Origin of the sequence: Flavobacterium circumlabens, from assembly GCF_004345565.1 — a bacterium.
Taxonomy (GTDB): Bacteria; Bacteroidota; Bacteroidia; order Flavobacteriales; family Flavobacteriaceae; genus Flavobacterium; species Flavobacterium circumlabens.
Genome location: NZ_SLWA01000014.1, coordinates 1 through 14,327, shown reverse-complemented (window position 1 = coordinate 14,327; position 14,327 = coordinate 1). Strand labels below are relative to the sequence as shown.

Annotated in this window: 9 protein-coding genes and 1 pseudogene; all 10 read right to left on the bottom strand. The window is 38.1% G+C overall.

All coding sequences use genetic code 11. The annotated features are described in order from the left end of the window. Positions 1–22: 22 nt before the first annotated feature. Positions 23–856: a thioredoxin-like domain-containing protein gene (locus EV142_RS22975; protein WP_132038231.1), complete on the bottom strand. Its 834-nt coding sequence runs from the start codon at positions 854–856 to the stop codon at positions 23–25. Positions 857–1,009: 153 nt separating this feature from the next. After that, positions 1,010–1,375 carry a hypothetical protein gene (locus tag EV142_RS22970; RefSeq protein WP_132038230.1) on the bottom strand — a complete coding sequence of 122 codons (366 nt, stop codon included), beginning with the start codon at positions 1,373–1,375 and terminating at the stop codon, positions 1,010–1,012. Between the two features lie 222 nt (positions 1,376–1,597). After that, complete coding sequence (locus EV142_RS22965; protein WP_132038229.1) at positions 1,598–2,974, bottom strand: Gfo/Idh/MocA family protein; 1,377 nt, start codon at positions 2,972–2,974, stop codon at positions 1,598–1,600. Positions 2,975–3,029: 55 nt separating this feature from the next. Further along, positions 3,030–4,127 (bottom strand): acyltransferase family protein, encoded by a 1,098-nt coding sequence (locus EV142_RS22960; RefSeq protein WP_158286361.1) that lies wholly within the window; start codon positions 4,125–4,127, stop codon positions 3,030–3,032. A 174-nt stretch (positions 4,128–4,301) separates the two neighbouring features. After that, the gene (locus EV142_RS22955; protein WP_132038227.1) at positions 4,302–5,174 is read right to left on the bottom strand and encodes a PKD domain-containing protein; all 873 of its coding nucleotides are present in this window, start codon (positions 5,172–5,174) and stop codon (positions 4,302–4,304) included. 28 nt (positions 5,175–5,202) lie between these two features. Further along, positions 5,203–6,570, bottom strand: coding sequence for a DUF4832 domain-containing protein (locus EV142_RS22950; RefSeq protein ID WP_132038226.1), 1,368 nt, complete (start codon positions 6,568–6,570; stop codon positions 5,203–5,205). Between the two features lie 60 nt (positions 6,571–6,630). Next, a complete protein-coding gene (locus tag EV142_RS22945) occupies positions 6,631–8,106 on the bottom strand; it encodes a RagB/SusD family nutrient uptake outer membrane protein (protein WP_132038225.1) in 1,476 nt (491 codons plus the stop codon). Between the two features lie 10 nt (positions 8,107–8,116). Beyond that, complete coding sequence (locus EV142_RS22940; RefSeq protein ID WP_132038224.1) at positions 8,117–11,365, bottom strand: SusC/RagA family TonB-linked outer membrane protein; 3,249 nt, start codon at positions 11,363–11,365, stop codon at positions 8,117–8,119. A gap of 624 nt (positions 11,366–11,989) precedes the next feature. Continuing rightward, positions 11,990–13,372: a phosphoglucosamine mutase gene (gene glmM, locus EV142_RS22935; RefSeq protein ID WP_132038223.1), complete on the bottom strand. Its 1,383-nt coding sequence runs from the start codon at positions 13,370–13,372 to the stop codon at positions 11,990–11,992. A 305-nt stretch (positions 13,373–13,677) separates the two neighbouring features. Then, positions 13,678–14,327 (bottom strand): annotated as a pseudogene (locus EV142_RS22930) (glucosamine-6-phosphate deaminase); the annotation flags it as partial.

Genomic DNA, 14,327 nt, shown 5'->3' with positions numbered 1-14,327 from the left:
ACAAACAATTCCTTAACAAGACTTATTTTAACAGATTTTCTATTTTATCAAATTCCTTCTGGCCACCCCTTAATAAAATTTTCCCTTCTGAATCCACTAAAATAAACGTCGGATATGTCTGTATAGCCAGATCACTATATATTTTGTTGTTCTTTCTGCCATCCACAAAGCCGTGTGTCCAGTTCATTTTATTTTTCTTTACACATTGTATGACCGAATTTTTATCCTGATCGTTGGCAATACTAATGATCCCTAATGTAGAAGGGTATTTATTATGCAGATCCACTACTCTTGGTATCATCTCCAGACACGGCCCACACCAGGTGCCCCAAAAATCAATTAGGGTATACTTCTTTTCTTTAATGACGACATCGGTACTAAAATTTCCATTCTCCAAATCTTCAATGATCCTGTTTTCAAAATAGTTCCCGACCCATTGACCGTATTTTTCTTCTTTGCTTTTTATTTTTCTAAGATATAATTTAGATATCTTTCTATTGATGCTGTCTATTTTGTAATAACCGTCACCAAGCGCAATGGTATCTTCTGTGAAGTGCATGAATTGTGCATTAAAAATTTCATCTTTTCTGAAGGAAATGTTTTTTGGCTTAATGTAGATCGCGCCAAATGTATTATCAAGTGCCTGATACGAAAAATCGTAAACAGTATTGTTTAAAATCTGTTCACCCAGCCAATAATCCTTAAACCTAAAACTGGAAAGGTATTTTGCTTCTTTATCTGTAACTATTATTTTTCGGTCATAGATATTCGCACATGGGAATAAAGTAGTTTTTCTTTTATAAGTGTGAATAGTGCCTTTAGAATAGGTTTCATAAGAGTAGTCGCTTTTGGGCAATTTATTAATAATTGCTAAGTTCTCTTCAATCGTTTTATTTCTGAAATTGATATCGAATTCATATTTAATATCATCACTAAAATCCTGATTCCTGTTGAAATCCCCAATAATAAATTGTTTATCTTTATAAAACCCGACAATGGAAATTACGCCCTATTTTAGCGGTTTTTTCGAGAATCTCAAAGTATCGATATGTATTTTGTTTACTAATTCCAGAAATTCCTTTTTATCATATTGCTTAACTTTATATAAATCGTAGAAAAATTGGAGTGGTTCCTGAAAATTACCATAATATTCTATGGAATCATGCGCGGGAACCCCAATATAATTTTTTATTACTTTTTCTTTAAAAATAGGCGTTCTGTCTAATGAAATCAGTTCGGTACTTACATACGAAAAATTGAGATTTAAGGTATCGTTAGTGACCTGTTTCATATCAATTACAAAGTTGGTGTCCGGTTCATACTGATAGCCAAACAATAAAAACAAACCAGATAACAGAACGATTTTCTTCAGCATTTAATACGATTTAAAAAGGTTAAAATTAAATTCAGGCAACTCCAAAAAATCACAATGATATGTGCCGCTGCATATCATTCCAACTATAAATGCTGAACCTCAGCTCTAAAATGAAATAGTAAAAATACAATATAATATCATACAAAAAGCTTCTGTTACCAACAGAAGCTTTAAAATCTAACTACAAAATAAAAACCAAATTATTTCGATTAACACGTTTTCTTATTTTGAAAACTCAACGGTATTCAATTTTTGCCAGCCTCCACGAGTGAAGTCCGGAATTTCAACCGGAGCTGAATTATGGTCCAGCGAGATTTCGGTCAATGGGCTCAGACAAGACCATTCGGCCAGATCGTACACATCCATGTCTAACGGAAGTCCCTGTTGCAGGCAATGAAACATACGGTAATCCATAATAAAATCCATTCCGCCGTGACCTCCTACTTTTTTGGCCATTTCTTCGATATCTTTTACGATCGGGTTTTTGTATTTTTCCATTAATATCTTTTTAACATCTTCGGATACAAATTCTTCTGCATTCAGGTTTTGGTAATTTTTAGAGATTTCCCCCCCTGCTTCTTTGGCATCGATGGCATAGCCTTCAACCGGATATTTATTGGCAAATCCTTTAGTTCCCGATAACTGATACATTCTGCTGTACGGTCTCGGACTGGTCACGTCATGCTGAATCTGGATTGTTTTTCCTTTTTCGGTACGAATCATGGTCATGGTGTGATCCCCGTTTCTGAAATCGGTAACCACTTCTCCTGTTTTTTCTTTGATAAACGCAGGATTTCCGACTGCTTTGGTATCCATCGAAACCAGAAAATTCATTTTATCTCCTCTGTGAATGTTTAGCGCCAAACAGGCCGGTCCCATTCCGTGTGTCGGGTAAACATCGCCTCTGTGTTTGCGGTTGTAATCCATACGCCAGTTGTTCCAGTAATTCCCCCAATACGGCTGAAGTCCATGAATGTATGAACCTTCGGCATGAAGAATTTCTCCAAACAAGCCTTGCTGTGCCATATTTAATGTGGTCAGTTCAAAGAAGTCATAGACACAATTTTCCAGCATCATACAGTGTTTACGGGTTTTTTCTGAAGTGTCTATGATTTCCCATATCTCTTTCATGGTTAAGGCACCCGGAACTTCCACCGCCACATGTTTGCCGTCTTTCATGGCCTGAACAGCAATACTGGCATGATGCTTCCAGTCGGTCACAATATAAACCAGATCCACATTTTTAAGTGCGGTTACTTTTTTCCATGAATCTTCTCCGAAAAACACTTCTGCTTTTGGCTTTCCGTGTTTTACCAAAGTGTCGTTGGCTGCATTTGCTCTTGCTTCCACCATATCGCAAAGTGCCACAATTTCTACTCCCGGAATATGGGTAATACGCTCAACGGCTCCTGTGCCACGCATTCCCAAACCAACAATAGCTACATGAACAACAGGAATTGCCGGCGTAGCCAAACGCAACACATCGGTCTGGCCTTTGTCTCTTTTGGGTGCTTTTGTTTTTATGAGTTGTGCAGATACATTGCCAATTTTCAATAGTAAAAAGGCTATCAATAAAATTTTTAAACTTGAACTTTTCATTTTTTTTGTTTTTTGATACTATATTGAGGTGAGTTACTAGTTATTATTTGTTTGCTTATACTTTTATGTAGGTCTTGTTTTTATGCATGTACCAAAGTATGAAATAAAGGATTCCAAAACCTGCCAAATCACAAAATGCATCATAATAAGCTCCTGTGAATTGTTCGAATCCATAAAAAACCTGTTTGGCTATCAGGGAAAAATTTAAAACATGCGAACCCACATAAGCGGCGATGGCATTAAGGCCAATAACCCGAAACGGATAGGCCCATTTTGTATAGCCTTTTACATCAACAAGCCAGTAGAATAAAGCCAGCAAAACAAAACTTATTCCTGAGGAAAATATAACAAAGGAACTCGTCCATATTTTTTTAATAATGGGATGCCATATCCCTATGATTAACGACAGCGCTATTCCCGCGATACCGATCATAAAAAGATACCTGGCTATTTTTTGTCTTGACAACGAAGACAGCAGCAATTCGCCTGCAAACAATCCGGACATGGTGGTGGCCGTAAATCCTAAGCCGGTTAATAACCATGAATATTGCGTCTGATCGTAAAAACGACCGAAAACCTGCTGATCAATATAAATAGGAAGATTTTTATTGGGCAGTAATTCAAAAGCGTGCCCGAAGAAGCTTGGAATTGACAATAATACTGCATATAAAACCAGACAGCTGATAAAGAAAATATACCTTCCTTTTTTGGATAAATTCAGGTATGCGATACACGAAAATAAATATCCTACCGCAATGGCCTGAAGCGTATTGCTGAATATTTGAAATTTGGAAAGATCCAGAAACAATAAATTGCCCTGAACAATCCACCCTAAAATGAACAGAATCACAAATCGCCTTAAAATATGGCGGTACAATTTGCGGTCTGATCCGGATTCCGTGCTTCTTTTTCCCAATGAAAACGGAATAACAACACCGACCACAAACAGAAACAACGGCATAATAACATCGTATAAATGAAAACCGATCCATTCCGGATGTTCAAACTGGTCTGCCAGGTTCTTTGTGAAATTAGTTTTGGCCGCTGTATTTAGGTTGTAAAAAAAACGGTCTGCCACGATGATCATCAAAAGATCAAATCCACGCAGCACATCTACAGACATCAGTCGGTTATGGGGTATGGTTTTATTCATGTTATATCTTAATTGCTGTATAAATGGCTTTTTATAAAGCAATCCCCAATAGCAAAACATCAGGGATTACTTTTAAAATTATTTTACTCGATAGCATATGCCATTAGATTCAAAAATTAAATCTTCAAAAAACCCTTCTTCTAATGGCACATTTGACCGGCAATCGATGACAAACTAAAGTTCTAATGTTGAAAATTTAGGTGCTTCAGGGAAGTAAGCAACATCAGCCCATGCCCCATTTAATTCGTTAATTCCAATCCCTATAGAACCCGTTAAAGTCCCGAATTGAGTTTTTGAAATACTAAATTCAATAGCATTTGTCGTATCATTAAGACTGACTATTGGTGATGCACTTAAACTGGCACCGGAACCGGCAATAGCAGCCCAACCCCAACCTCCATTTGGATCAGTGTGATTATAAAATTGGCCCCATCCGTTGCTGACAATTGGCCCTTCAAATAAAAATTCTGCTCCTGAACTCTCTGACCACGTGCCGTGTAAAAATCCGGTTTTTGAATTACCATCCGTATTAATATACAATCTTGCTAGTTCCATCAGCATTTTTTTGTTTCCTTCTAAATACACATTCACATTTGGACCACCGGCCCAGATTTTAATTTTCTGGATAGAACCGTTTCCGGAGGTATTCTGATCTGTTACGGCTACATCATCCCAGTCTGTAAATTTCCCGTCGATCTTAATGTCAATGATTATAATTCTAGGTGCGGTGATGACTTTTGTAATAAAGGATTCTTCTCCGGCTTCGTTTGTAACGGTCAGTGAAACTCTGATTTCACCTCCAATTTTATAGGTATAAACAGGATCTTTTTCTGCTGATGTATAATAAAGATCCCCAAAATCCCATCTGTATTTGGTACCGTTTGTAGAAAGGTTGGTAAAGGTAAAAGTGCTTCCATCATTGGTAAATGAAAAATCTGCTACCGGTTTTGATGCCGAATCAGATGATGCATTATCACTGGAGCAGGCTGCCAGTAGTAACAATGCAGCGAGCATTGTGATGTATTGGGTTAGTTTTATTTTTTTCATGGTTTTTTAATTTAAATGTTTTTAATAACTATTTAATGATAACCGTTTGTGATAATTTATTGAAACCCGTTGCAGCTTCCCATACTCCTGTGTTGGCAAGGCGAACCGAATAATCCGGTCTGTCTGCCAGTTTTGATGAATTGTCTTCGATCTTTAAAAGCAGTTCGTAAGTTCCGGCCGGAATTCCGGATAAGGCTACCGATTCTTTCAGGTCGTAGGTCACTTTCGGCACCACTTTTCGAACATCAAAGTTTAATTTTTTCTTATAAACAGTACCGCCGGAAGTGGCTCTCAGGATTAAGAATGTATTTTTTGAATTGTAAATTGGCGCAAAACCTGAATTGTTAAGCAGTGCGTTAAATTCTAAAGTTCCGTTTAAGGCTATTTCTTTTTTGATGCTCGACGATGCAAGTGCCAGTCTGTAACCCAGCTTTCTTTCGAAATCGGTAAAGCAATTGTTGTTTCTCCATTCCTGTAGAACGGGACCGTAATAATCCAGATTTAAATACGTCCATTTTAGCATAGTCATTTCTTTCTCGGCAATACTGCAGCTCGCCACCGGAACATCGGTTGGCGGACAGGTTTCGCCTCCTGTTGGGACAAAAAGGGCTTCATTACTGATATAGGTTTTCTCTGCCGTAACATTAATATATGTACCGTAATCGTCTACACTCGCCATAAAGCAATCGTTATGAAAACCCAAACGCGCTGTATTTGTCGTTCCGTATCCTACCGTTGCATCCATAGCCGTTGTAGTGGCCACGAAGTCCTGTTTGATTTTTGGAGTCCTGACCTGAATTTTTACTTCTTTTGGAAAAGTCGCTAAAAGTTTATCCAGGATTATTTTTTTATTTGCCGGTGTAGTCAGCTGGTTCGTCGTGTAATACCATTCTCCCCAGGCACCTACAAAACCGGCCTGAACAAAAGCAATCACATCTTTATTTTCTTCCAGAATTGGTTTTAACTGATCTAAATGTCCTGAAATAACGGCAACAGAAGCATCTGTACCGTCCTGCGCATCGGTATAGGCAAAACGCAGCACACATTTTAAACCTGATTCTCTCAAGCGTGTAAAATCGGTTTTGATAAGATCTAATTGTGCCTGGCTTAGCGGAGTTGTTTTAAATTTCTCCAAATAATACAAACGCAGAATAAGGCTTACATTTTCTTTTTTAAGATTGTTTAAAGATGCCGCTGTGATTGCTGCACCTTCAGAATTTACCTGCCAGGTATGCATAAAACCACGTTCCGGATTTGTAAACACTTCATTAGAAACTGCATAAGTAACTTTTTCAGGTCCGCTTACGGTTTGCTCTTCAGTATTGCTCCCCCCATCACTCTGACAGCCCGAGGCAATATTTAAGAAAAGAGCAATTACGATTAGTAAATGTTTCATTTTTTATAGAATTAAATTATCTGATTATTTATTTTATTCACCAAGCGTGATGACCGTCTTTTAATTTATATAACCCGTGTTTTGAATGAATTTACCTTTACCTTCACTTATTCTGGCTAATGAAAAAGGGAATAAAGCTTTGTAAGGTTCACTCTGGCTTGCTGCTCCGTTTAAGGCTTTGGCATGCTCTGTAAATTTCCCGTGTCTGATTAAATCGGAACGATATTGTCCGTTTTCACACCAGTATTCATGGGATCTTTCCAGCAGAATCATATCGTTAAACTTGTTGAGCGTTGCGTAATTTACTAACTGTAATTCGCTGATCTTCGCTCTTTTTCTGACCACATTTACTAAATCTATGGCTTCCTGTGTAGGTGTTCCGGTTTTATTTACCAGTGCTTCTGCTTTTGATAATAATACATCCGGATAACGGTATACGATAATATCTACTGTCGTCAAAGCGGTTGTTCTCGCTGCATCCGGATCAATTTTTAACGGAATTGGTCCCAACTGCATATAATTGGCAGGATTTGCCCTGTTGTATGTAACACCATCTGTACCTGTATATTCTGCAATAAGTGCATTTTTTCGAATATCTGTTGCTTCAAAAGAATCATAAAATTTCCACGAACTCTGAATGGTACCGTAACCCCCTCTTCCGGGAAAATTAGCCGGCAAACACATTAACTGCCATTGATTTTCGCTGGTTCCTGCATAATCTGCCGGAACTGCCCAGATTACTTCTCTACTTTCTACCGGTGCTTTCACATCCCAAAGCCCCACATAATCGTCTTCTAATCCGTAGTAATTCATACCAATGATCGCATTGGTTTGTGCTTCTACCTCAGCCCATCTTTTTTCATGTAAGTACAAACGTACCAGAACCATTCTTGCCATTCCGCTGCTTAATCTTCCGTAAGGTGTTTCGGCAGGGGATTTTAAATTTTCAGCGGCCGCTTTTAAATCATTTTCAATAAAACTTACCATTTCTGCATTGGACAGTCTTGCCAAAGGCTCTTCTTTCAATGGATTTTTAAGTACTTCAAGCGGTGCTATCACAAGCGGTCCGTACAAATCAAAAAGTTCATACGCTAATAATCCTCTGGCACATCTGATTTCGGCAATGGCCTGTTTTTTAATCAGCTCGTTTACTTTTGAGTTCTCGATTCTGTCAATGCTCAGCGTCATGCTGCTGATCTTGTTGTAGAACACATCATAAAATCGGGTAAAAGCGGTAGAACTGGCTTTGTAACTGTGCAAAGAAGCTTCCTGCTGTACACCGTAAGGTCCCTGAAGGATTTCGGTTGTGGCATCCAGTATAAACATGAGTCCGTTTTCTGAAGTCGAATGAATTCCGTTTCCGTAAGATCCTCTCAGCGGATAATACGCTGACGCTACTATAGCCTGAATATCTGCTTCTGAACTGGGGAAAATACTCGGGTTAATCTCATCGTAATTAACAGACTCTATATCTTCGGTACATCCTGAGAAAACCAGTAATAGTAAAACTATTGTATAATTTTTTAAATTTTTCATCTCTTTTTTATTAAAACTTAAGATCAATTCCTACTGTGTATGTTTTTACATTTGGATATGCTGCTGCATAACCATCTGTTTCAGGATCTATACCATCATATTTGGTAATGATGAAAAGGTTTTGCCCGTCTACTCTGACAGCTGCTCCCTGCATGTATTTTCCAAACCATCTTTTTGGAAGATTATAACTTAATGATACGCTTTGCAGACGAACAAATGAGGCGTCCTGCAGGAAGAAATCTCCTGAACCGTATTGTGTGTATCCAAAATGTGACGCTGGGCGTGTATTGGTCGGATTATCAGGTGTCCATCTGTCGTATACGCTACGCAGTGCATTTCTTCCGTTTTGTGCTACTCCTACTGCGGTTACACCGTAAGCAAAATCGGTCTGGTCTACGATTTTTCTACCGAACATTCCATTGAAAACAAAATTCAGCTGAAAGTCTCTCCAGGTAATCGTGTTGCTCAAACCTGCTGAAAAATCAGGATCTGCCGAGCCCAGTAAAACCGTATCAGCTTCGTCAATTCTTCCATCCGCTTCACCGGTTCTTAAAAATACTCCGTTTGCATCTGTTACGGGATTTCCTGCTCCGTCTCTCACAAAACCATTGATATCTTTAATTTTGATTTGTCCTGGAAATAAATCAGGCTGGGCCGGTACTACTTCACCAATCTGCATAATTCCGTCAGACAGCTGACTGTATTGTGCACGTAACGGATCGTTATATCCCATGTAAACGGATGGTTTCCAGTCCGGAGCTCTTTCTTTCCAGTTGGTTTTAAATTGGGAGTAGGTAAAAGTGGTATTCCATTTAAAATCAGGGGTACGGACATTTACGGTACTTATGGTAACCTCAACTCCTTTGGTTTGTGTACTTCCGATGTTAGCCCAAACCGTATTTATTTCATGGTAGCTATTGATCGGTTTTTCCATCAACAAGTCTGAAATTACTCTGTCGTATACCTCTACCGAACCTGAAACTCTTCTGTTTAACAATTCGAAATCTACACCAAAATTCTTTTCTGTTGTTGTTTCCCATTTCAAATCAGGATTTTCTAAACGGCTTGCAAATACTCCTGTCCAGATTGATTCGTCAGCGTTTAGATAAGCTGGCTGTGCATAAAATGCACCTTTAGAAAGTCCTGCAGAATTTCCAACTGAACCGTATCCAAATCTAAATTTAAGTTGGGAAACATACTCTGCAATACCAGTCATAAAAGACTCCTGAGAAGCATCCCAGCCTACTGAAATAGACGGAAACAAAGCGTATTTTTTATTGGCAGCAAAAAAACTTACTCCATCACGACGTATCGTAGATGTCAACAGGTATTTGTCTTTATACGAATAGTTTATTCTTGAGAAATACGAGCGATAACTATCTTCGTTTTTAGACGATGTTGTTAGTTTTGTTCCCGCTCCTGCATTCATATTGTTCCATAAAAAAGAATCGGTAATAAAATTACTGTTTCCTAATGTGCTTCTTTCATTTCTAAAGGTAGATTGAGAATAACCCGCCATAAAAGTAAAGGAATTGTTGTCCCCTATTTTTGTATTGTAGGTTAAGATAATATCCAGTAAATCATCATCTTTCTTTTGTGAATTGATAGATGCTTTACCGTTTTCCAATGCACCGTATAAGGTCGTTCTTGGTAAATAGGTATTTCTGCTGGTATTTCCCTGATCAAAACCTGCCTGAAATCTGGCTGTAAGACCTTTCAACGGTTTTATCTCCGCATAAAAATTGGTCATGGTTCTGTCAATCACACCTTCGTCAGAAATAGTTAACAAGGAATAAGGGTTTGGTTCTAAAGCATTATCCGGATTAATTGGATAATTGCCAAGCTCATCAATCGCCACAATGTTTGGTCCCTGCTGAATCGCTGACCTGATAATTCCGGAATTTTCGAACTGATCCCCTCCTAATTGTGAGTTTTGGTTTTTAATGCGGCTTTTGGTCATGTTCATACCAAAATTAATATAGTCTGTCAATTTCTGATCGATACTAAAATGAACCGTGCTTCTTTTTAATCCGGAGTTTTTAACAATTCCTTCCTGATCGAATAAATTTCCCGATAAAAAGTATTTTGTAGATTTGGTTCCGCCTCGCAGGGATAAATTATGCTGCTTTACCATTCCGTCTCTTGTAACCAGTGACAACCAGTCTGTTCCCGCTCCTGCGTTTCTGATCTGCTCGTCAGAATAGACTCTTTTGTACGGAATTCCGTTTACCGGAGCTGCATTTGCCTCTTCCAGAGTTTTGGATGAATACGGATATACCCTGTTGATAAACTCCCAGTTTTCTTTTGAAGCATCGTTTCGCAGCTGCATCCATTCCTGTAAGTTTAAAACGTCATAGCTATCGTTGTATTTCTGGTACGAATAAGAACCGGAATAATCGACTCTTACATCGCCTTCTTTTCCTTTTTTAGTGGTAATCATAATCACCCCATTTGCGGCTCTTGCACCGTATATGGCAGAAGCACTGGCATCTTTTAAAACCTCAATCGATTCGATATCATTGGGGTTAAATGAATTTAGAATACTTTGCGTACCCCCATCGTAACGGTTTCCTGTTCCGGGCTGTTGCAAATTTGTAACGGGAAATCCATCAATAACAACCAAAGGATCATTACTGGCATTAATAGAACCTGCACCACGAATCTGAATATTAAATCCACCACCTGGCTGCGCACTGTTTTGCGTAATCTGCAAACCGGCTACTTTTCCCTGAAGTGCTGTTAAAACAGAAGGTGCCGAAGATAAATTAAGTGTTTCTCCTTTTACGGAAGACATTGCCCCTAATACATTTTTCTTTTTCTGCGTTCCGTACCCTACAATAACAACCTCATTTAAGGTTTTTGAGGACGGAGCCATAGAAATTTTGATATTCGTCTGGTTAGCGATCAAAACTTCTTTGTTCTCATAGCCAACATAAGAGAATACTAAAGCTTCGGTATTGGAAGGAACGATGATTGTAAATGTTCCGTCAAAATCAGTTGTTGTGCCTCTTGGTGATCCTTTCGGGACAATCGTAACACCAATCATGGGCTGTCCCAACTCATCGAGAACAACACCTTTAATCGTAATATCGGCTTCTGATTTTTTATTTCTGATTTCTATTTTTTTGCCGCTATCCGTGGACGATGCGGCATTTACTTTAACAACGGTGACTATCAGAACTAAAACTGTAATTATTGCTTTTAAATTAAATTTTAATTCCTGATAGTTACCGTACAGTAACTTGTTACTTTTTTTCATATTATTCTGGTTAGTTTAATGGTTAATGTGAAAAGCATACTTTGTGGTAAAAAAATGGTTAGGAATTTTTAGAAGACACAAAGCAAAAAGGCTCAGGTTATGTTTCTTTTGGTTTCATATTTTTTTTGGTTTTTAGTTTTTGTTTTTTGTCTTGTTTTTGTTTGGTTATTTATTTTAATCTGCTTTTTTTTCCTTTTAATAATCAGTTGCTTACTGCACTTTTCAATTGTATCTTTTTCAATTTAACATCTGTTTTTCCTTAAAAAAAAATGCCTTAAAAAAGTTATTTTTTAACTTACTATTGGCTAAACTAAATAATATTTTTTAATAAGCAATGGTAAAATCAAGAAAATGTGTTCGTGCACATAAAAAAAGTGTTTTCGAACACATTTTTTAGAAAAAGTATTATTAAATTCCTACTTATTTTTAAATTTCACCATGAAAGAATTTAAATAATTATCAGAAAAAATTAATTTTACTTTAAAAAATATGTCTTTTAATTTGAAATTCATTTAATTAAAAAACGCAATAAAAATTAATATTTCTATATCTAAATCAGGCATTTAATTGTATTTTGAAATGATAATCCTAATTTTAAAAAACGGAATTTATTCCCAATAAGAATTACAGCAACTCTTTGATTTCAACAATGAATTTTTGGGCTAATTCGTCTGCTTTTTTTTGTGAAATGCTCTCGGTGTAAATCCGGATAATGGGTTCCGTATTTGATTTTCTCAGATGTACCCATTCGTGCTCAAAATCAATTTTGATTCCGTCGATGCAATTCGGCTTTTCGGTACTGAATTTCTGAGCTATTTTTTCCAGAATTTCATCCACATTAATTTGCGGCGTCAGTTCAATTTTACTTTTGCTCATGTAATAGTCCGGGTAACTTTCGCGAAGCGTTTTGCACGAAATTCCGGCCTGTGCCAGGTGCGATAAAAACAAAGCAACACCTACCAGCGAATCTCTGCCATAATGGGATGCGGGATAAATGATTCCTCCGTTTCCTTCTCCTCCGATAATGGCATCAGAAGCTTTCATTAATTCAACAACATTGACTTCTCCCACGGCACTGGCCTGATACTTTCCCCCATGTTTTAAAGTAATGTCCCGTAACGCTCTTGAAGAAGATAAATTGGAAACCGTATCGCCCTTAGTTCTTCCTAAAACGTAATCAGCACAGGCTACCAGAGTATATTCCTCGCCAAACATAGACCCGTCTTCGCAAATAATCGCCAATCGGTCAACATCAGGATCCACCACAATTCCAAAATCAGCTTTTTCTTTTACCACTAATTCCGAAATATCGGTAAGATGTTCTTTCAGCGGTTCCGGATTATGCGGAAAATGACCGTTGGGTTCGCAATACAATTTGATACAAGCCACACCCAGTTGCTCCAGCAAAGCCGGAATTGCAATTCCGCCTGTTGAATTAACGGCATCTACAACTACTTTAAATCCCGCTTTTTTAATCGCTTCAACATCTACTAAGGCTAATTTTAAGACTTCTTCAATGTGTCGATTGATATAACCTTCTTTCTTTTCGTATTTTCCCAAGTCATCAACTTCTGCAAATACAAAAGTTTCCTCTTCTGCTATTTTCAGGATTTTTTCTCCTTCAACAGCGTTCAAAAATTCCCCTTTTTCGTTCAGTAATTTTAAGGCATTCCACTCTTTCGGATTATGACTTGCTGTGATGATGATTCCGCCATCCGCCTGATCTAATGTCACCGCAACCTCCACTGTTGGCGTTGTTGACAAACCAATATCTTTTACGTTAATTCCTAAACCTGTCAGTGTATTGGCGACCAGATTGCTGATCATTTCTCCTGAAATTCTGGCATCCCGTCCTAAGATGATGTTTAATGATTCTTTTTGATTTTGTCCTTTTAGCCACATGCCATACGCAGCGGCAAATTTCACGGCATTCACAGGAGTTAAATTCTCATTTACAACTCCCCCGATTGTGCCTCGTATTCCTGAAATTGATTTTATTAATGCCATTTTTATTTAGTATTATTTATGCTGGAAAAAATTTAACCACAAAGTGCGTAAAGGTTTTATGCTGAAGTTTGAGTGGAAAGGACCGCAAAGCTTTCTGATTAAATTAAGTTGTGTGTTTTTTGCCACAGATTAAAGGATTAGAATGATTTTTTTGCCACGAATTGCACGAATTATTACGAATTTAATTTGTGTAGATTTCGCTATAGCTTGTGTTGTGTGAACCAAGCAGTATATAAAATCCCTTTAATCTTTTAATCTGTGGCTAAAGAGCTTAGCCCCTTAGAAACTTAGCATGTTAGAAACTTCTAAAAAATCCATCTTACAAAGGCTTCCATAGCCGCATAACTCGCCAGACCCATTTGTTGGTATACTTGTGCTGTTTCCCTGTTTCGGTCCTCGGCTCTCTGCCAAAATTCCCTGGCGTCCGTTCCCTGAAAAACAACTCCGTCTTTTTGTGACTGGTGTTTGAAAATTCCGTGGCGTTTTGCCAATACCTGATCGGGGCTCATGGGTACTGCCATTTCAACTTCGTCAATTCCCCATTCCTGCCACGCACCACGGTACAGCCACAACCAGCAGTCGTCCATAAAGGGTTTTGGTTTTAAGGCTTTTACAGCTTCAAAAATAGCATCCAGACATACTTTATGGGTTCCGTGTGGATCGGCTAAATCTCCGGCTGCGTATATTTGGTGTGGCTTGATTTTTTCAATCAAATCGATGGTCAATTGGATATCTTCTTTTCCGATTGGTTTTTTCTCGATGGTTCCGGTTTCATAAAACGGAAGTTCCATAAAATGAATCTGATCATCCGTTAACCCAACGAAATGGCTTGTGGCTCTCGCCTCCCCTTTTCGGATCAGTCCTTTGATGTAACGAACTTCGGGAATGTCTATTTCACTGTTCTTTTTATTCTCCAGAAAGGTTTGTGCTTTTTGATAAATCGTATCGGCTTCGG

Excerpts from the sequence above, each read along its gene's own strand:
- EV142_RS22950 (WP_132038226.1), bottom strand. The coding sequence starts at position 6,570 with ATGAAACATTTACTAATCGTAATTGCTCTTTTCTTAAATATTGCCTCG.
- glmM (WP_132038223.1), bottom strand. The coding sequence starts at position 13,372 with ATGGCATTAATAAAATCAATTTCAGGAATACGAGGCACAATCGGGGGA.
- EV142_RS22960 (WP_158286361.1), bottom strand. The coding sequence starts at position 4,127 with ATGAATAAAACCATACCCCATAACCGACTGATGTCTGTAGATGTGCTG.
- EV142_RS22940 (WP_132038224.1), bottom strand. The coding sequence starts at position 11,365 with ATGAAAAAAAGTAACAAGTTACTGTACGGTAACTATCAGGAATTAAAA.
- EV142_RS22970 (WP_132038230.1), bottom strand. The coding sequence starts at position 1,375 with ATGCTGAAGAAAATCGTTCTGTTATCTGGTTTGTTTTTATTGTTTGGC.
- EV142_RS22945 (WP_132038225.1), bottom strand. The coding sequence starts at position 8,106 with ATGAAAAATTTAAAAAATTATACAATAGTTTTACTATTACTGGTTTTC.
- EV142_RS22965 (WP_132038229.1), bottom strand. The coding sequence starts at position 2,974 with ATGAAAAGTTCAAGTTTAAAAATTTTATTGATAGCCTTTTTACTATTG.
- EV142_RS22955 (WP_132038227.1), bottom strand. The coding sequence starts at position 5,174 with ATGAAAAAAATAAAACTAACCCAATACATCACAATGCTCGCTGCATTG.